The sequence below is a fragment of the Maribacter arenosus genome, assembly GCF_014610845.1.
GTDB lineage: Bacteria > Bacteroidota > Bacteroidia > Flavobacteriales > Flavobacteriaceae > Maribacter_A > Maribacter_A arenosus.
On the sequence record NZ_JABTCG010000005.1, the window covers coordinates 298,959 to 317,466 of the forward strand.

19 protein-coding genes are annotated in these 18,508 nt (G+C 40.2%); 6 read left to right on the top strand and 13 right to left on the bottom strand.

Annotated features, from left to right (window positions below; translation table 11 throughout):
- Positions 1-49 precede the first annotated feature (49 nt).
- Positions 50-775 carry a head GIN domain-containing protein gene (locus HPE63_RS15055; RefSeq protein WP_188315113.1) on the top strand — a complete coding sequence of 242 codons (726 nt, stop codon included), beginning with the start codon at positions 50-52 and terminating at the stop codon, positions 773-775.
- 58 nt (positions 776-833) lie between these two features.
- On the opposite strand, the gene HPE63_RS15060 is transcribed toward HPE63_RS15055, so the two are convergent.
- The 4 genes from HPE63_RS15060 to glgB all read right to left on the bottom strand — a co-directional run bounded on the left by HPE63_RS15060 (position 834) and on the right by glgB (position 7,512).
- The gene (locus HPE63_RS15060; protein WP_188315114.1) at positions 834-2,177 is read right to left on the bottom strand and encodes an MFS transporter; all 1,344 of its coding nucleotides are present in this window, start codon (positions 2,175-2,177) and stop codon (positions 834-836) included.
- Positions 2,178-2,268: 91 nt separating this feature from the next.
- Complete coding sequence (locus HPE63_RS15065) at positions 2,269-3,078, bottom strand: M48 family metallopeptidase (protein ID WP_188315115.1); 810 nt, start codon at positions 3,076-3,078, stop codon at positions 2,269-2,271.
- Between the two features lie 37 nt (positions 3,079-3,115).
- Entirely contained in the window at positions 3,116-5,515 is a 2,400-nt protein-coding gene (locus HPE63_RS15070) for a glycoside hydrolase family 31 protein (protein ID WP_188315116.1), read from the bottom strand.
- Positions 5,516-5,616: 101 nt separating this feature from the next.
- The gene (glgB, locus tag HPE63_RS15075) at positions 5,617-7,512 is read right to left on the bottom strand and encodes a 1,4-alpha-glucan branching protein GlgB (RefSeq protein ID WP_188315117.1); all 1,896 of its coding nucleotides are present in this window, start codon (positions 7,510-7,512) and stop codon (positions 5,617-5,619) included.
- Between the two features lie 176 nt (positions 7,513-7,688).
- On the opposite strand from glgB, the gene HPE63_RS15080 reads away from it, so the two are divergent.
- The 5 genes from HPE63_RS15080 (at position 7,689) to HPE63_RS15100 (ending at position 11,388) form a co-directional block, all read left to right on the top strand.
- Positions 7,689-8,276: a collagen-like triple helix repeat-containing protein gene (locus HPE63_RS15080; RefSeq protein WP_188315118.1), complete on the top strand. Its 588-nt coding sequence runs from the start codon at positions 7,689-7,691 to the stop codon at positions 8,274-8,276.
- A gap of 164 nt (positions 8,277-8,440) precedes the next feature.
- Positions 8,441-8,947, top strand: a complete 507-nt coding sequence (msrB, locus tag HPE63_RS15085) for a peptide-methionine (R)-S-oxide reductase MsrB (protein WP_188315119.1) — start codon at positions 8,441-8,443, stop codon at positions 8,945-8,947.
- Positions 8,948-8,957: 10 nt separating this feature from the next.
- On the top strand, positions 8,958-9,485 hold the full coding sequence (locus tag HPE63_RS15090) for a DUF1572 family protein (protein WP_188315120.1): 528 nt from the start codon (positions 8,958-8,960) through the stop codon (positions 9,483-9,485).
- A 133-nt stretch (positions 9,486-9,618) separates the two neighbouring features.
- The gene (gene lpdA / locus HPE63_RS15095) at positions 9,619-11,010 is read left to right on the top strand and encodes a dihydrolipoyl dehydrogenase (protein WP_188315121.1); all 1,392 of its coding nucleotides are present in this window, start codon (positions 9,619-9,621) and stop codon (positions 11,008-11,010) included.
- 48 nt (positions 11,011-11,058) lie between these two features.
- A complete protein-coding gene (locus tag HPE63_RS15100; RefSeq protein ID WP_317172918.1) occupies positions 11,059-11,388 on the top strand; it encodes a DUF3817 domain-containing protein in 330 nt (109 codons plus the stop codon).
- Between the two features lie 2 nt (positions 11,389-11,390).
- On the opposite strand, the gene HPE63_RS15105 is transcribed toward HPE63_RS15100, so the two are convergent.
- From HPE63_RS15105 to HPE63_RS15145, 9 genes are all read right to left on the bottom strand, one after another.
- Complete coding sequence (locus tag HPE63_RS15105; RefSeq protein ID WP_188315122.1) at positions 11,391-11,816, bottom strand: PH domain-containing protein; 426 nt, start codon at positions 11,814-11,816, stop codon at positions 11,391-11,393.
- Complete coding sequence (gene yiaK / locus HPE63_RS15110; protein WP_188315123.1) at positions 11,817-12,827, bottom strand: 3-dehydro-L-gulonate 2-dehydrogenase; 1,011 nt, start codon at positions 12,825-12,827, stop codon at positions 11,817-11,819.
- A 28-nt stretch (positions 12,828-12,855) separates the two neighbouring features.
- Positions 12,856-14,397: a serine hydrolase gene (locus tag HPE63_RS15115; RefSeq protein WP_188315124.1), complete on the bottom strand. Its 1,542-nt coding sequence runs from the start codon at positions 14,395-14,397 to the stop codon at positions 12,856-12,858.
- Between the two features lie 548 nt (positions 14,398-14,945).
- Positions 14,946-15,488, bottom strand: a complete 543-nt coding sequence (locus HPE63_RS15120) for a cupin domain-containing protein (RefSeq protein WP_188315125.1) — start codon at positions 15,486-15,488, stop codon at positions 14,946-14,948.
- 83 nt (positions 15,489-15,571) lie between these two features.
- A complete protein-coding gene (locus HPE63_RS15125; RefSeq protein ID WP_188315126.1) occupies positions 15,572-16,375 on the bottom strand; it encodes a helix-turn-helix domain-containing protein in 804 nt (267 codons plus the stop codon).
- Positions 16,376-16,545: 170 nt separating this feature from the next.
- Positions 16,546-16,935: a serine hydrolase gene (locus HPE63_RS15130; RefSeq protein WP_188315288.1), complete on the bottom strand. Its 390-nt coding sequence runs from the start codon at positions 16,933-16,935 to the stop codon at positions 16,546-16,548.
- A gap of 49 nt (positions 16,936-16,984) precedes the next feature.
- Entirely contained in the window at positions 16,985-17,371 is a 387-nt protein-coding gene (locus tag HPE63_RS15135; protein ID WP_188315127.1) for a CBS domain-containing protein, read from the bottom strand.
- A gap of 10 nt (positions 17,372-17,381) precedes the next feature.
- Positions 17,382-17,726: a P-II family nitrogen regulator gene (locus tag HPE63_RS15140; protein ID WP_188315128.1), complete on the bottom strand. Its 345-nt coding sequence runs from the start codon at positions 17,724-17,726 to the stop codon at positions 17,382-17,384.
- Positions 17,723-18,499 carry a DUF1538 domain-containing protein gene (locus tag HPE63_RS15145; protein ID WP_188315129.1) on the bottom strand — a complete coding sequence of 259 codons (777 nt, stop codon included), beginning with the start codon at positions 18,497-18,499 and terminating at the stop codon, positions 17,723-17,725. The genes HPE63_RS15140 and HPE63_RS15145 overlap by 4 nt, the downstream gene beginning before the upstream one ends.
- Positions 18,500-18,508: the final 9 nt, after the last annotated feature.

The window sequence follows — 18,508 nt, forward strand, 5'->3', positions numbered from 1 at the left end:
TCAATCAATCAGACCCTTAGATAAATCCTGGGTCGTAAAAAATATAGGCATGAAAAAAATAGCAACATTGGGTTTCGTCGTATTATTCACTTTATCCTGTTCCGCACAATGGGGTAAAAGAATAAAAGGTAATGGTAATGTGATCACCATTGAAAGATCCACCGGTGATTATGATGCCATTGGAATATCAGGATGGTTCGATGTGGACCTAGTAGCAGGGAAGGAAGGCGAAATTTCATTGAAAGGCGAAGAAAACCTATTAGAACACATTATTACCGAGGTCAAGGATGGCAAATTGGTCATTAAGGTTGAAAAAGGAATGAATCTAAGACCTTCTTCTTGGAAAAATGGAATTCATATTACGGTACCTGTTGAAAGCATCGATGCCGTCTCCCTCTCAGGTTCAGGGGATATCGTTGGGAAAACCACCATAAAAACCGATAATTTCAAGACCTCAATGTCTGGTTCTGGCGATATTACCTTAGCGATCGAATCCGACACTATCGAGGCCACCATGTCTGGTTCCGGAGATATTATGTTAAGTGGATCTACCTCAAATTTTGAGGCCACTATTTCAGGCAGTGGGGATATAAAGGCCTATGAATTGGAGGCCGACCATGTTAATGCGACAGTATCTGGGTCTGCGGATATCAAAGTAACAGCAAACAAAAGCTTAAAAGCAAGGGTGTCTGGATCCGGCGATATACATTACAAAGGAAATCCCGAAAAAGTGGATACCAAAACCTCTGGTTCCGGGGATATAACAAAAGTATAACCTGTTTATATACAGGCAAATCAAAAAGCGAACAACAATCAGAAGAAAAGTCCCGACCTTATAATGTCGGGACTTTTTCCTGTTTTTTATGGTTCACCCGGGTCAACAGAAACATCCCTATAAGAAAGAACAGGCCCAAAAAAATAATGGCGTTTCGCATACTTCCAGAGTATTGGGCCACAAAACCATATAAAAAGGTGCCTATAACGATGCCTATCTTTTCGGCCACATCATAAAAACTAAAAAATGAGGCCGTATCCTTTGTTTCAGGAATAAATTTGGAGTAGGTCGATCGGGATAAGGCCTGGATACCACCCATGACCATCCCTACACAACCTGCGGCGATGTAAAAATCAATAGGGGTAATCACATAATAGGCATAGATACATATAAAGACCCAAAGGATATTCACCACGATCAGGGTTTTGATGTTGCCGAAAACCCTTGAGGCAAAAGCGGTCAAAGTTGCCCCTAGAATCGCTACGATCTGAATGACCAAAATACTTACAATAAGCCCTGTAGTGCGTTCGGTATCCGAACCCCATTGTATTTCTTCTTCCCCAAAATATGTAGCGATCAACATGACCGTCTGCACCGCCATGCTATAAACAAAAAAGGCCCCCAAATACCGTTTTAACCTGATTTCATCACCCAATTGATGCCAGACCAATTTCAACTCCTTGAACCCATTCAAGATAATGTGGTCCCGTTTGCCTACTTTTTTAAATCCTTTAGGTAAATGATAAAAGGTATACTGGCTGAAAACTATCCACCAAATACCTACCGTAACAAAAGAATATTTCATGGCCTTTATTTCAGCCGCTTCCCCTACATCACTTTCTATACCAAAGAAATCCGGATTCATGACCATGGCCAAGTTGAACAAGAGAAGTAACACACTGCCAACATAACCCATCGAAAACCCTTTTGCACTTATACTGTCTTGTTGTTCTGGATAGGCCACATCAGGCAAATAGGAGTTATTAATGGCAAAACTTACCCAAAAACCCACCAATCCGAAAAAATAACAACCCAACCCTAGGTAAATATTCTCCAATGAAAACCAATACAATCCTATACAGGAAATTCCTCCTAAGTAGCAGAATATTTTAAGAAACAATCGTTTGTTCCCCATATAATCGGAAATGCCCGCAATCAAAGGAGTAATAATCGCTATGAACACAAATGCCAAGGAAGTAACGTAACTTATAAGAGGTGCCCTTGCTATTTCACCACCAAAAATAGAAACCTTTTCAATATTGGCGACCCTAAAAAGGGCTCCATAGAAAATAGGGAAAATCGCAGAGGAGATGACCAAACTATAAACTGAATTGGCCCAATCATAAAAGGCCCAGGCATTCAATAATCTTTTACTGCCCTTTATGGCCAATGTTACAGTCATAGATATTGATATAGGATCATAAAAAAAGCTGCCCCTATTAGGAACAGCTTTCAATATACAATTATTACCCGAAAATCGTAAGTAGTGATTTTTATTTAAACGTGGTAACCCCAAATTTCATGGCTTCCTGTTTGGCCAAAGGAGCCCATTCCGTTAAATTGGCGATACGTGTATCATTAGAAGGGTGTGTGCTTAAAAATTCCGGTGGGGCCTGGCCATCGCTATTGGCTTTCATCCTTTTCCATAATTCCGCAGCCTCGGACGGGTCGTAACCTGCTATGGCCATAATCTGTAATCCTATTCTATCCGCTTCGGTTTCGTGACTTCTACTGAACGGAAGCATTAAACCTACGGTAGAACCCAAGCCGTATGCCTGATTGAACATGTTTCTTTTCTGCTCATCCTGTATCGCAATATTTCCCGCCACGGCTCCCAATTGTTGTAAGGTTCCGGCACTCATTCGTTGGGCCCCATGATCTGCCAAGGCATGGGCAACCTCATGGCCCATGACCACAGCGACCCCTCGCTCAGATTGGGTAATAGGCAAAATGCCTGTGTAAAATACAATTTTCCCCCCCGGCATACACCATGCATTGACGGTCTTATCATCGACCAAATTATACTCCCATTTATAATCGTTCAAATATCCAGGGTACCCATTGGCAGCCAACCATCGTTCGGCCGCAGAAGAGATACGTTGGCCCACATTGGTGATCATTCGAGCCTCTGGAGAATCCTCTATAACCTTGTTCTCTGTTAAAAATTGATCATATTGGGCAAATGCCATAGGAAAGATTTGACTGTTGGGATAAAAGTTGAGTACTTTTTTACCCGTAAAAGGATTTACCTTACATGCAGCCACTACCATAAAAATGGCAATAGTTAATACTAATTTTTTCATTTTATCAAAGTGTTTAGTAGTGTTAAAATACAAAAATTTATTTTCCCTTGATAAGCACTTGGGTAAAATTCTTGACAACCTCTATCACATTGTTCCCATTGGGTTTAACCTGATTTAAAGGTACTACTTCATTATCTACCTCAACCGATTCGATGGTAAAGGGTAAACCATGTAAATTCAACCTAAAGGAAGTGTATGAAGGCACAAAATCCCCATCTTTAAACTGTTGTATGGCGAGACTATTCTCTTTTCCGTTTAACTTAAAACTCCTATAGCTATAATTTCCTTTATTATATTCATACCCATCTTGATCATCTTCATAGAACGAGGAATTCTCGATGCCTGATTTATAGTACACCTCCAAGTCCAATTGCTTTATTACCAGTTCCCCAACATATTGTTGAACAGGAAATTTAGGGATTATGGCCCCTTCTTTTACAAACAAGGGTATTATATCAATATCGGCATCGACCCATTGCTCTTTACCACCGACAACCATTGAATCGTCCCAATAATTATACCAATTTCCCCTAGGCATGTACATACGTCTGCCTTGGGAATTAGGTTCTTGTACAGGACAAACCAAAATATGCTCACCAAAAATGAATTCATCGGTCCTGAAATGTGTTTGCGGGTCCTCTTGATCAAAATAGACCAAAGGCTTTACCATCGGTTCCCCGTATTTTGAATATTTCCAGAACATGGTATATAGATACGGTAACAATTGGTATCTCAATTCGATAAATTTCCTAACAATGTCGGTAACATCGCTATCAAAAGACCAAGGTTCTTGGTCGCCGTGATCGCCACTTGAATGTACCCTACAAAAAGGGTGAAAAACCCCTAACTGTATCCATCGTGCAAAAAGTTCCCCGTTGGGTTGTTCCGCAAATCCACCGATATCGGAACCAACGAAAGACATTCCACTCATACACATTCGTTGTACCTGTACATTGGCCAACCATAAATGTTCCCAAGTAGCGACATTATCGCCCGTCCAAGTTGAGGAATACCGTTGCGTACCGGCATAGGCAGCCCTTGTGATCACAAAAGGTCGTTTTGGGTACACATACTTCTTGATTCCCTCATAAGTAGCCCGTACCATTTGCATTCCATAAACGTTATGCGCCTTACGATGGGTACAAGGGTAACCATCGTAATTATGCCTCGTATCCAAGGGAGCTGTTTTTGTAGGCACCTCCATGACAGCGGGTTCGTTCATATCGTTCCAAACCGCATGGACCCCTAATTCTGACATAAATTCTTTATAAAGTTCTGCCCACCATTTACGTACTTCCGGATTGGTAAAATCAGGGAAATTACATTCCCCAGGCCAAACCTTGCCCTTCATATACGGACCATCACCACGCTTACAGAAGTACCCTTTTTCCATAGCTTCCTGATACACCCAATAATCCTTGTCGATTTTGATTCCTGGATCGATCATTACGACCGTTTTAAATCCATCCTCGTTCAATTCGGCCATCATTCGCTTGGGATCTGGAAACTTTTTCTTATCCCAAGTGAAACAACGAAAGCCATCCATATAATCTATATCCAGATATAACGCATCACAAGGTATTTTCAGCTTTCTGAATTTACGGGCCAATGCCTTCACATTGCTTTCAGGGAAATAACTCCATTTTGATTGATGGTACCCCATGGCCCACATGGGCGGTAATTCGGGAGTTCCGGTCAAATTGGTATAGCCCATTATCACTTTGGACATTTCCGGACCATAGAAAAAATAGTAGTTCATCTCACCACCATCGGCCCAAAAGCTGGTTACGTGTCTTTTTTCATGGGCAAAATCAAAATACGTTCTAAACGTATTATCGAAGAAAATCCCATAGGCCATATTCTTATGCAGTCCGGTATAAAAGGGTACAGCCTTGTACAACGGATCTTGGTCCTTAGCATAGGCATATTGATCCATACACCAATTATTGACCCTTTTCCCCTTTAGGTTAGAGTGTGTAGCTTTATCACCCATGCCAAAAAAGCTTTCAGCATTTTGGGTAATCTTACTCATTTTTACCGTATTCCCCCCATATTCATAGTTTTCCTCCCAGTGAAAACCAATTTCATCCTCATTGATTATATTGCCTTCCAAATCGGAAATCTGAATACGAAGTGTCTTTTTATCGACCAACACTTTGAGCTTGGATGTGAGGATCAGGTACTCGGTCGCAGTCTCATCAACTTCCAAACTGCTATATCCCCTACTCGCAACTTCACTGATGGCATAGGAGAAATCGGGTTCAAAGACATTTTCGGTGGCGTATCTAAACCGTAGGGCACTATTTCGTAATACGGTAATCTGCAAGACAACCCCATTTTCGGTTGTGAAATAGAATTTGTCAACATCTTGCTTAAAGTTTATGATTTGGTTGGGGTAAAGGTTCCCCTTATATTCAAGTTCTGTATTGGTAATCATATATTTTCAAAATTTAAAACGCGGCAAAATACGCACATTACCCGATAAATGTGAAATGATAAGCGACCAATTGTCAACAATTGCGATAAACATGAAAAAAATTATTGAAAAATGACGATTCCTAAGGGCGGAATTGTGATTTCAATAGAATCGTCAAAACCATGCCATGGTTTTTTTTCGGTGGTTACTGGGGATTTCCTGGAACCAGATCCCCCATATTTTTTAGCATCACTGGTGAATATTTGTTTCAAGGCACCTGTTTTAGGCACTCCTATGCGATAATTATCCCTGGGTACGGGCGTAAAATTTGCAGCAATGATCAAGTCATCCTTCGCATTGTGGCCCTTTCTGATATAGGTCAGCACCGAATTTTCGGCATCGCCATAATCTATCCATTGAAAACCTTCATGGCTAAACTGTTTTTCGTATAAGGCGGGATATGTCTTGTATATCGCATTTAAATCCTTGATCAATTCTTGAATTCCCGAATGCAAGTCGTACTGGGTCAAATGCCAGTCCAAGCTTTGATTATAATTCCATTCCGAAGACTGTCCGAATTCGCCCCCCATAAATATGATATTGGCCCCGGGATGTGTAAACATATACCCATAAAGCAAGCGCAGATTCGCAAACTTTTGCCATTCATCCCCTGGCATCTTGTATAAAAGGGATTGTTTCCCATAGACCACCTCGTCGTGTGAAAACGGAAGCATAAAGTTTTCGGTAAACGCATAGGTCATACTGAAAGTAAGATCGTTCTGATGGTGTTTCCTATAAATAGGCTCTTTCTTAAAGTATTCCAAAATATCGTGCATCCAACCCATCATCCATTTCATTCCAAAACCCAATCCACCCATGTTCACTGGTTTGGAAACCATTGAAAATGAGGTAGATTCCTCAGCGATGGTCTGTACACCTGGGAAATTTCCATAGACGGTTTCATTCAATTCCCGAATAAGGGAAATGGCCTCTAAGTTTTCATTTTTACCGTAGATATTCGGTTCCCACTCCCCTTCTTCCCGTGAATAGTCCAAATATAGCATGGAGGCTACGGCATCTACCCGTAAGCCGTCAACGTGGTATTGATCTAACCAGAACAAGGCATTGCTTATTAAAAATGCACGAACTTCATTTCTCCCATAATTGAAGATCAAACTTTTCCAGTCAGGGTGATAACCCCTTCTTCTATCTGGGTGTTCGTATAAATGTGACCCATCGAAGAATCCCAATCCGTGGGCATCTTCAGGAAAATGGGATGGCACCCAATCCAAGATCACCCCAATGCCTGCTTGATGTAATTTATCGACCAATAGCTTGAATTCCTCTGGATTCCCAAAACGGGAGGTAGGGGCAAAATAACCGGTAAGCTGATAGCCCCAGGAAGGGTCATACGGAAATTCCATAATAGGCATAAACTCAACATGGGTAAAACCCATCTCTTTCACGTATTTTACCAAATCCACGGCAAATTCACCATAGGTCAGAAATTCGTTGTTTGCATTGCGTTTCCAAGAGCCTAAGTGCACCTCATAAACGGAATAAGGTTTGTCCAGGGCATTTTTTTCTTCCCTGGTATCCATCCATTTTTTATCTTTCCAAGAATATTCCCCATCCCAAACTACCGAAGCCGTTTTTGGTGGATGTTCACAATACTTTGCGAAAGGATCGGCCTTTTCGGTCGCAATACCGAAGTTGTTGGAATGTATGTAATATTTATATAGTGTACCTTGGCCAAGTTCCGGAATAAATCCTTCCCAAATGCCACTGGCATCCCAGCGTACGTTCAGTTGGTGTTCCTTATCCCTCCAACCATTAAAGTCGCCAACAACGGATACGGAATTGGCTGTTGGTGCCCAAACTGCAAAATAAGTCCCCTTCACCCCGTTCAATTCAATCGGATGGGATCCTAATTTTTCATATAGTTTAAAATGTTTTCCAGCCTTGAACAGATTAATATCGAATTCAGAAAAAAGGGAATGAACAATTACTTTCGACATAGTTAGGTTGTTTTTTGGCAAAGCTAATCAACTTTATATAAAGTGTATGCTAATAAAGCCTTTACTTTGACCTACTAATATTTTCTATTCATAAAAATAGGGAATATTTAAAAAGTGGAACGCTTTTTGAAGAATTCCTTACATCACTATTCAAATAAACAATTAAAATCATAATTATGAGAAAAATGAGCATAGTATTCGGTGCGGTCATGGCCTTATTATTCATTTCATGTGAAGGTCCCGCAGGACCTCCGGGGTTTGATGGGTTCGATGGTCGGGATGGATTGGATGGTTTGGACGGAGAGCCCGGAATCCAAGGACAAGTATTACAAATCGATGGGGTTGATTTTGATTATGATGCATCAACGAATTTACACACCAGCATTTTGACTTTTTCAGATTACACCGATTTCGAGGTTTTTGAGTCTGATGCGGTTTTAGTCTATAGATTTGATGGCGTTGTCGGTTTCGATGATGGAAGTGATGCCGATTCATGGAGCTTGATACCCCAAAACTTCTTTTTGCCCGAGGGAATCATACAATATACCGTGGCACATACCTTTGTGGATCTGGAGCTGTTTATAGACGGGGATTTTGATTTGGCCAATTTAAATCAAGATTTTACGCAGAACCAGTTTTTTAGGATCGTAATTGTACCCAGTGTATTTTTAGATGGGTCTAATGTAGATAAGTCAAACCTCGGTGCTTTGATGAACTCCTTGAATATTTCAAACAAAGATATACAGGAGGTGCGTGTTTATTAATACCAGTTCACGATACAGAACCACCCCGCTGATCACAGCGGGGTTTTTTTATGGCTGAAGATAAAATGCTTGATTAACAAAACCTTAATGATCTGCCAGGCGAAAGATCTTTATTTTTGAAAGGATGGTGCAAACCCATCGTCTAAAAAACTAAAAAGTGAACTATGATCAAGAGAATGATTTTTACCTTAAGTATACTGCTTGTAGGCTGTAAAGGCAATTCACAAGAAAAAACAGAAGAAGTAAAAACAAGGACTGACAAGCAAGTAACCTACAAGGTAAATAAAACCGATGCGGAATGGCGTAACGAACTTTCAGAGCTGCAATATTATGTACTGCGTAAAGCAGGTACCGAGCCTGCAGGCTCCAGTGAGCTATTGGACAATAAAAAGAAAGGGGTTTATGTTTGTGCTGCCTGCAATACCGAACTATTCCGCAGTGAGCATAAATATGATTCCGGTTCGGGTTGGCCAAGTTTTGATCGTGAAATCAAGGGCAATGTCGCCTATGATGTCGATTATAAAATAGGCGTTAAACGCACTGAGGAACATTGTGCCGTCTGTGGAGGGCATTTAGGCCATGTCTTTGATGATGGGCCCCGGGAAACCACTGGTATAAGACATTGCGTCAATGGCGCTGCCTTGAAATTCGTTCCGGCCGATAATCAATAGTAGTATGTAAATGGACTTTGCCCAAAATTATTTGGAGAGTACGCTTTTTGAATTCCGTCGTTACAAAACGATGGGGGATGCAACCTTTGCCCAATTGGAGGATTCCGATATTCTTTGGAGATACCATGATCACGACAACAGCATATCACAAATCGTAAAGCACCTTTCAGGGAATATGTTGAGCAGGTGGACCAACTTCCTTTCAGAGGATGGTGAGAAACCATGGCGAGATAGGGACACCGAGTTTGTAGATCCCTTCACTACAAAAAAAGCAATGATAACCTCTTGGGAAAAGGGCTGGCAATGTCTTTTTGATGCGCTAGGCTTGGTGAATTCCGATAATATCAATACAATGATAAAAATCAGGAATGAGGAGCATACCCTTGTGGAAGCTATCAATCGGCAACTGGCGCACTATGCAAGCCATGTTGGTCAAATCGTGCTTTTGGGCAAAATGATCAAAAGTGAAAATTGGGTTTCCTTATCGATCCCAAAAGGCCAATCAGCAGCTTTCAACTCCGAAAAATTCAATTCATAATCCCAATATCGACTTCTATTTTCCGCCAATTTCTCAATGGCAACACAATTTGTTATTTTAAATTGGAATTTGATTTACTTCCGTTTGGTTTTGTATTTTTGCTTTTGAAATTCGAAAATCAAAGATTGTACATATGAGTGATTTTAATGTAATTGTTTTAGGGAGTGGTCCTGGAGGATATGTAACTGCCATTCGAGCGTCCCAACTTGGGTTGAAAACAGCGATTGTTGAAAAAGAAAATCTTGGTGGCGTTTGTCTAAATTGGGGCTGTATACCTACCAAAGCATTATTGAAATCCGCTCAGGTTTTTGAATACCTGCAACATGCCGGGGATTATGGACTTAAAGCAGAAGGTGTTGATAAGGATTTTGATGCCGTTGTAAAAAGAAGTCGAGGAGTCGCCGACGGCATGAGCAAGGGCGTCCAGTTCTTGATGAAAAAAAATAAGATTGAGGTAATCAAAGGGTATGGAACCCTTAAACCTGGAAAGAAACTTTCTGTTAAGGACGAACAGGGGAAAGAAACCGATTATAGTGCCGACCATATCATCATTGCCACGGGTGCCAGAAGTCGGGAACTACCCAGTTTACCCCAAGATGGTAAAAAAATCATAGGATACCGAGAAGCAATGACTCTGGGCAAACAGCCCAAAAAAATGATCGTTGTCGGTAGTGGGGCCATAGGTATCGAATTCGCCTATTTCTATAATGCCATGGGTACCGAGGTAACCGTTGTGGAATTTTTACCGAACATTGTACCTGTTGAGGATATCGACGTTTCAAAACAACTGGAGCGCAGCTTCAAGAAAATAGGTGTAAAAATAATGACTTCATCAGAAGTCACCGCTGTCGACACCTCAGGGGACGGAGTTAAAGCCACAGTAAAAACGGCCAAAGGGGAAGAAATATTGGAAGCGGACATTGTACTTTCCGCAGTGGGTATTAAAACGAATATAGAGAATATCGGGCTTGAAAATATTGGAATCGCTACCGATCGTGACAAGATCATGGTGAATGACTATTACCAAACCAATATCCCAGGATATTATGCCATTGGAGATGTAACCCCAGGACAAGCCTTGGCACACGTTGCATCTGCAGAAGGGATTCTTTGCGTTGAAAAAATTGCAGGAATGCATGTTGAGCCTTTGGATTATGGCAATATTCCCGGGTGTACCTATTGCATGCCAGAGATTGCATCCGTAGGCCTTACCGAGCAACAGGCAATAGATGCCGGCCATGATATCAAAGTGGGTAAATTCCCGTTCTCTGCCAGTGGAAAAGCACAGGCATCAGGCAATGCCGATGGTTTCGTAAAAGTAATCTTCGATGCCAAGTATGGTGAATGGTTAGGGTGCCATATGATCGGGGCTGGAGTAACGGATATGATCGCCGAAGCGGTCGTGGCCCGTAAATTGGAAACCACGGGGCACGAAATATTGAAAGCGGTACACCCACATCCTACGATGAGTGAAGCGGTGATGGAAGCCGTGGCCGATGCCTACGACGAGGTAATCCATTTATAATTTAAAGCAACTATAAACAGTAAGGTCGGGCCTACCATGTCGGTAGACATGCTCAAACAAGACCTCAACAGGGAATACCAAAATATGCTCAAAACCTTTAGATATACTGCCATCATCGAGGGTATTTCGTACTTGGCCCTTTTTGCCATAAGCATGCCTTTGAAATATTTGGCCGGAATTGGGGAACCGAATAAATATATAGGCTATGCACATGGTTTTTTGTTCATTGTCTATATGATTTTGGCCGTAGTATTGACCAAAGAACGCCAATGGGGTCTTAAAAGGTTCGGGGTACTCTTCCTAGCTTCGCTCCTACCCTTTGCCACCTTTTATATAGATAAGAAGTATTTAAAGGATGATGCTAAGAGTTTAAACTGATTTCAATCCAATAGCTTATTTTTTATCGCTGGATTTATACGGGTCAGTTCCCGGGCAAAATCCATTTTGTTTTTTGGGGAAAGGATAATAACGTCATATTCCCCATAGGTCAATGCGATACGGTCCATTGAAGGGGCCGGTGAAGCGATAATGTTTCCAGTTTTGTTTATGGATTTGATTTTCGAAATATCAAATCGCTTGAGATAGAAAATGCCGCATTTTACGGTTAAAATGCCCTTGTCAATGATATAAACGGTCGAAAAATTCAAATAAAGGACCACTGCGTAAACCACGATTGAGATTCCGCCTACAAACAGGAATGCCCCAAAAGGTTCATTATTAAAAACGAGTGTGCTTATGATCAAGCCCAAAATCAAGGTGACAAAACCAACCATACGATACCCGAACTTTGATTTGTACGTTTTCATTCAATCTAATAATTCCAATATCTTCTGCCAAATAGTTTCATTCACCTGCATGCCATTCTTCTTGTTGAATGTACTGTTTTGTAAGGCTCGTTCCCCTGGATAATACGTCCTATCGCCCTCTTGCATGGGTGCTACATCATGGCTATAGTCTATGATTTCGTTCAAGAGTTTTTGCTGTAGATCCGTATCTTGAAAAAGTGCCGGATAGATACAAAGAAACACCTGCGAAATACCGGTTTCGTATTTTTTTAAACCTACTTTATAGGTTGAATTCCCTGCTGATAATAGGGTTGCCAACATATCTAAAACCATGGAAAGGGCAGAACCCTTCCAATAACCTATAGGAAGGCCGCGTTGCTTGGTCAATATCCGTTCGGGATCATCCGATAATTCGTTGTTATCGTCCCAACCTCCGGGATAGGGTAATTTTTCGCCTTTTAGCTTATAGGATTGGATCTTGCCAAAGGAATATTGTGAAAGTGCCATATCTAAAACAATATGCCCTTGTTCCCTAGGAATGGAAACTATTAGGGGATTGTTCCCTAAACGACTGTCTTTACCCCCCCAAGCTGGCATATTTGGTTGCGTATTGGTGAACAGTATAGAAATACACCCTGCATTCGCCGCTTGCCATCCATACGCCCCACCTCGCATCCAATGATTGGTGTTGCGTAGTGCCACTAATCCCATACCATGTGTTTTTGCCAAGGCAATCGCCCGATCTGTACATTTTAAGGCGTTGATTACGCCAGGACCGTAATTGCCATCCCAGCGTTCCATACTTCCCAAGGAATCTATTTTTTCCGCTTCCGCATCGATCTTGACAATCCCTTTGGTTACATATTCAATGAATAGTGGAACTCGATTGATACCATGTGAGAGTACCCCAGCCAACGAATTCTCTGTATGTACCTTGGCTATGGAAATGGCCTTTTTATCAGTAAAACCGTATTTTCGAAACAACCGGCATAGCACTTCCTGCATCTCATTGGCCTGGATCCGTACTGACATTTCGTATCTTTTTGTATTAAAAATCCTTTTATGGAGATTTGGTTTTATAGGGTTTCAATTCCTCAAAAAAGAAATCATCGTTTGGAACATCAAAATCGAAACCGATGACCTCTAAATTATTATCGGTCTTCAATTTCAAGGTGCCAAAACCAAACCAGGCTTGTGGATGGTCCCAATGTATTTCCCATACATCATAATGCCAATGGGTAAGCGTCGCCGACAAGAGGGGATAGTTTTCAAAATCCAAATGCAAACCCTCATTTTTTTTCTGGATATTTATGCTACCGCAAAGATCCGATGTGTATTCCCCGACCATTTTTTCTATAGGTACCGAAGGACTGCTATGAAGTACCCTTTTTGCCATACGATCAGCAATTCGTGTATCAGATGCAGCATTTTTATTGGTCCTTTCCAACAATTCACCCGACCAATCCTTGCCATCAATACCTAAAAAATGGTCCAGGGCATAATACGTTGCCGCCATAATCGGACTTTTAACTCCGTTGGTCAATACGACCACACCTAAATTTTCATCCGGTATCAAATTTATGGCCGTGATAAAACCATCGTAACCCCCGGTATGTCCCACCCTCATTCGTCCATGATAATCACTTAGGCCCCAACCTAGTCCATAGCCATTAAAATGCCTATCAAAGTCGTTCGCAGATGTATGGTCTACTATAAAATTGTTGTGGGGGGTCCAAACCATATTTCGGGCGGCCGAGGTCAAGAGGGTGTCCCCTTTGTGGATACCATTGTTAAGATTAAAAATCATCCATTTGGAAAGATCCTCCACACTGGAAATAAGTCCACCGGTGGCAGCCACATTTTCCCAATCTACCCATGGGATAACATAATTTTCATCATCCTTTCTTGCATGGGGTTGGGCATAATTACCCATTTTGTCCAATTCTTTTAGGGAAGAGATACTGCGGGTCATGTCCAAAGGTTCCAAAATACGTTCTTTGACATTTTGACCCCAACTTTTACCAGTTACCGTCTTTATGATTTCACCGGCCGTTATGTACATGAGGTTCGAATAACCATATCCCGCCCTAAATTCATGGGCCTGGGGTACGTATTTGATACGTTCAATAATCTCCTTGGTAGAAAGGTTTGATTTATACCAAATATTATCACCACTAAAAGTGCCAAGGCCTACGCGATGACTCAGTATATCCCGAATGGTCATATGCTCGCTCACCCAAGGATCGTACATGGTAAAATATGGAAGGTGTTTCTTCACCCTATCGTCCCAGTTTAATTTGCCTTCTTGCACCAACATCCCTATAATGGCCGATGTAAATGCCTTTGAATTGGAGGCGATGGCATACAAGGTCTGGGCATTGGGTTTCCCTTTTTTCCCTTTTTCCAAAACACCATAATTCCCGCTAAAAACGAGTTTCCCATCTTTTACAACCCCTATGGATGCACCGGGCAAATCCCAATCCTTGACCATTTGGGCATAGTAACTATCCAGTTCTTTATAATCAACTTCCTTTGTACCTTGACCTTGAATGGTGATAATAACAAACAAAGAAAATATTATCTGGCAAAGCATCTTTTTCATAGTCCAATATTTTTAATTTAAACTCTGGGGAGTTCGTAACAGAACTGTTGGTTTCGGGATTCAAATTACTTGTTTTTTTAGTTTTACCGCGTAGTTTAGCTTAAAAAAATCCAAGGGTTAAACCCTATGGAACTGGAATAGGGACTTTAATCGGGAAAGTCTACGCGAAACTTTTCGCTTTAAAAGATCAATTCTAAGGTAACCTTAGTAATGCAAGGACAGATCATGGTTTAATTTACCTAACATACGCTAAACTTTTGAAGTTCAGCACAAAGTGGATTTAAACAGAAAAGCCCTTGGGAAAGGGCTTTTTATTATTTTAAGTTTGATACTATGGTACTTCCCGTTAATCGCCATAGGTATTCGGGTTTTGAAGTAATGCTGCCATAGATTGGTTTAAGGTAGCCATGGACACGTAATATATTGCCTTATATATTGCCTTCGCATAATCTAATTAATACAATGGAAAAAGCGATTCAACTTTGCATTTGAACCGCTATTACCTTTAGGAATCGTAGGGAATCGTAGGGAATCGTAGGGAATCGTAGTTAAATAAAACGAATTCCATGTTCCGCACAAATTTCAGTTACTTTTTCAAAATCTGGAGGTCCCTCAGGAAGTTTCGCCAATTCTTGGAACATATGTTCTATGCCCGCTGGGAATGCAGAGGTGATCATTTTGGCTTTTTCCGTGCCAACCACTTTCCATGAATGTGGTATGTTTTTGGGTGCGAAAGCCACATCACCCTCATTTAAAATTGTAACATTACCGTCTACCATAATTTCTATCTGCCCTTTAACGACCCTGAATATTTCATCCTCAAGGGTATGGACATGGGGTGGAATCCCAACCCCTGGCTCAACATTATCAACCCATTCGACTATTTGATTTCCAGTATCACTACCTAACAATTTATGGGTTTGAATATCACCGATTACATTCAAGACATTCCCTTCTGAATCTTTAATAATTTTCGGTTCTACACTGTTGGTTAGTTCTTCTGTGTTGGAATTCTGGCATTGCACCATTCCTGGAATTAAAACTAGACTTAAACCAATTCCTGAAGTTTTTATGAAATTTTTTCTATCCATGATTCTATTTTATCGCAATTTACATGGACCATGAGGTCGCCGCAATGCGAAAAACACGGTAAAACCTTAGAAATTGCGAACAATCAAGTTTTTCGAAGGGTTGAAGGCGTCACTCCTGTGTGGGTTTTAAAAAAGTAACTGAAATAATCAGGAGATGAAAAACCCAATTCAAAACTGATTTCCTTTATCGACTGGTTTGAAAATTTTAGGGCGTGCCTAGACCGCATAAGCAGCTGTTCAATTATAATACTTTTTGAACTTACCGATAGTACTTCCTGTACACATTCATTCAAGTATTTTGGCGATATATTCAGTTTTTCTGCATAATAGGTGACTTCATGATTTTCAAGAATATTTTGGTCGACCAACTGTTTGAACTTGTATACGACATTCGTTTTGGAATTATTATTTGAAACTATCGATTTTATATTGCATTGACCGTCGCAGTAGACAAAAAAAGTATTCAGTAGCGAGAGTATGGCTTCATCTTTATGATTCAAGTGAGACCCTAAAAGTTCATCGATCATTTCCAATATGGCCTGGGTTCTTATTTCAATGCCCGGGCTTAATTTAAATAAGGGCACTTCACCTGAATTGAAGAGCCTTACTTTGTTTATATGAAGATTGCTTAAAATAGGATTATTCAAGACCTCCTTGGACAAATGCAAAATATAACCTACCGATGTAGAACCATCACTTTTGAATATTTTCCATTGTAATTTAGGATCGAGGAAAAAAATAGAATTTGAGACATTCCTATATAAAACATGGTCGATTTCAATGCCATCTACTTCATTTTTTATCCAGCAAACTGCATAATCATCCTTATTGGCCTTAGGTGTAATTTCCTTGATTATCTGCGATATATTAATATAATCCTGTTTCATTCTAAATAAATACTAACAACCCGCTAAATGTTTTGGGTTCTTGATTTTAAAAATAGTGAATTTATTCCCTGATTTTAAAAAGTCGATTGAACCTAACCTTCAGAGCGCAGTGAAAACATGAAATATTATCGCAATCCGTTATGTTTTATGTAGGTTATTTCGAGCATTTTTTAAAAAGCATTAGGGAACCAAATTCTATCAAGTTCATCCTCAAACCTACTTTTATGCGTGCCGCCACTACAATGTGTTAAGTATACCATTATTGAGTTTTTAGATAGATATGCTTTTGCAAAAGAACCTGTACTTCCTCCATATCTAAAAACAAGTGGATTTTCTTCTATGAACCATCCAAAACCATGTCCAAAATGTTTTTCATCATAGGCATTCACATGTATTTTTAGGGCTTCCTTTACTGTGGATTCCTTCAATAATTCGAGATTACCGTATTTACCTTTATTCAACCACATTTGCATAAAAACCGCATAGTCATTGGCTGGCATCCACAAACCTAAAGCACCGCTTAAAAATTTCCAGGATTGGGGATTGTTATTGACGGTTATTTTTGAAGGTCGAGGGTTATTTCAAAAAATGATTCCGCCTTATGCCCTGTTATAGTTTGGCAAATAAAAATTGAGAATAGTCAATTATTCCGATATACTTTCCGTTTTCTTCAACAGGTGCAATCCGCACACTATAATTAAACATTAACCTCGGTACATACTTAACATTCAAGTGTGCGGAGATAGAAAATATGGGTTTGGTCATAATTTCATAAACGCTTACTTCATCGAGGGTTTTTTTTGGGATTATCACGCCTTTTATTATATCATTCACCGTAATAATTCCGTTGGCGTCCGCATTATTTCTTTTCTGGATGATAAGCGCCTGAACATTTTTATCTTTCATTAATTGAACAGCGGATCTTACACTTGCCAGGCCATCTATATAGAATAATTTATCAGAAGCTATATCCTTTGCTTTTTTAAAAGTTTCCATAATCTTATATTTATAATTGTTCTGTTTTGAGATTCTCTCTGATTTTTTCAATTTGATTAGATAAGCCTGCTACTTTATCTATATTTAAAGCAATCAATATTCCGTTACCGGGATCTTCAATATGGCATTCCTTTGAAACGGATTTAATTATCTTGGAGGTATGGTGTTCTTCTACCACAAAAAGAATTATATCCGTTTTATCTTGTATTGATAATCCCAAAAAATTAGATGGTTCCATACCGCTACCTTTGCCCTGAATGATCACATCACCAGTAGCACCTGATTTTTTAGCTGTTTTTATAACTTTTTCTGTGATGCTCGGGTTAACAAACCCTACTATTAGATCGAATCTCATGATATTATTTTTTTAAATTTAATTAAATACTTGATCAAGTCATTCATTTGTGCATATCCTAAAACGGTAATTATTGGAAAAACGCTGGCCAAGGCAATCAATCCAAAGCCATCCAAGGCCGGGTTTCGTCCTGGCACAACCGATGCCAGTCCCAAGCCCAAAGCCGCAACAATAGGCACAGTGACTGTTGAGGTCGTAACACCTCCTGAATCGTAAGCCAAAGCAACAAGGTCCTTTTTTACAAACAAGGTTTGAATCATCACGATTATATAGCCCACCATAATATAGGTAGCCAAGGAATCACCAACCACAATGCGATAAGTGCCAACAACCAATGCAAAGGCCACCCCTATTGCTACAACCAAGCGAAGATTGAATGTGCCGATAGTTCCTCCCGATACCTCATTCGCCTTTACTGCCACGGCATATAGCGAGGGTTCGGCAATAGTCGTAGAAAACCCAATCAAGGCCGCAAAAATGTAAACCCAATAATAGGCCTGCCAGTCTGATAAAGAACCGGAATAATTTGCACCGATAAAATCAGGATTTGAAAGTTGCTTGGCCATCAACTCTCCCACGGGAAATAACGCCTGTTCCAATCCCATAAGAAAAAAGGTTAATCCAAAAATCACCAAAACGACCCCAAAAACAACATTTTTAAGGTTTGGGATTGATTTTTTTATAATAAAAATTTGGAATATCGCAATCAATAGCACGATAGGTGCTACATCTCTGATTGTATTTAAAAAAGTTATTCCTAATTCTTTTAACATCTTAATAAA

Coding starts and splice junctions, on each gene's coding strand:
- HPE63_RS15105 (WP_188315122.1), bottom strand. CDS start 11,816: ATGAAAACGTACAAATCAAAGTTCGGGTATCGTATGGTTGGTTTTGTC.
- HPE63_RS15070 (WP_188315116.1), bottom strand. CDS start 5,515: ATGATTACCAATACAGAACTTGAATATAAGGGGAACCTTTACCCCAAC.
- HPE63_RS15125 (WP_188315126.1), bottom strand. CDS start 16,375: ATGAAACAGGATTATATTAATATATCGCAGATAATCAAGGAAATTACA.
- HPE63_RS15055 (WP_188315113.1), top strand. CDS start 50: ATGAAAAAAATAGCAACATTGGGTTTCGTCGTATTATTCACTTTATCC.
- yiaK (WP_188315123.1), bottom strand. CDS start 12,827: ATGTCAGTACGGATCCAGGCCAATGAGATGCAGGAAGTGCTATGCCGG.
- HPE63_RS15145 (WP_188315129.1), bottom strand. CDS start 18,499: ATGTTAAAAGAATTAGGAATAACTTTTTTAAATACAATCAGAGATGTA.
- HPE63_RS15115 (WP_188315124.1), bottom strand. CDS start 14,397: ATGAAAAAGATGCTTTGCCAGATAATATTTTCTTTGTTTGTTATTATC.
- HPE63_RS15100 (WP_317172918.1), top strand. CDS start 11,059: ATGCTCAAACAAGACCTCAACAGGGAATACCAAAATATGCTCAAAACC.
- HPE63_RS15120 (WP_188315125.1), bottom strand. CDS start 15,488: ATGGATAGAAAAAATTTCATAAAAACTTCAGGAATTGGTTTAAGTCTA.
- lpdA (WP_188315121.1), top strand. CDS start 9,619: ATGAGTGATTTTAATGTAATTGTTTTAGGGAGTGGTCCTGGAGGATAT.
- HPE63_RS15080 (WP_188315118.1), top strand. CDS start 7,689: ATGAGAAAAATGAGCATAGTATTCGGTGCGGTCATGGCCTTATTATTC.
- msrB (WP_188315119.1), top strand. CDS start 8,441: ATGATCAAGAGAATGATTTTTACCTTAAGTATACTGCTTGTAGGCTGT.
- glgB (WP_188315117.1), bottom strand. CDS start 7,512: ATGTCGAAAGTAATTGTTCATTCCCTTTTTTCTGAATTCGATATTAAT.
- HPE63_RS15135 (WP_188315127.1), bottom strand. CDS start 17,371: ATGGAAACTTTTAAAAAAGCAAAGGATATAGCTTCTGATAAATTATTC.
- HPE63_RS15090 (WP_188315120.1), top strand. CDS start 8,958: ATGGACTTTGCCCAAAATTATTTGGAGAGTACGCTTTTTGAATTCCGT.
- HPE63_RS15140 (WP_188315128.1), bottom strand. CDS start 17,726: ATGAGATTCGATCTAATAGTAGGGTTTGTTAACCCGAGCATCACAGAA.
- HPE63_RS15065 (WP_188315115.1), bottom strand. CDS start 3,078: ATGAAAAAATTAGTATTAACTATTGCCATTTTTATGGTAGTGGCTGCA.
- HPE63_RS15060 (WP_188315114.1), bottom strand. CDS start 2,177: ATGACTGTAACATTGGCCATAAAGGGCAGTAAAAGATTATTGAATGCC.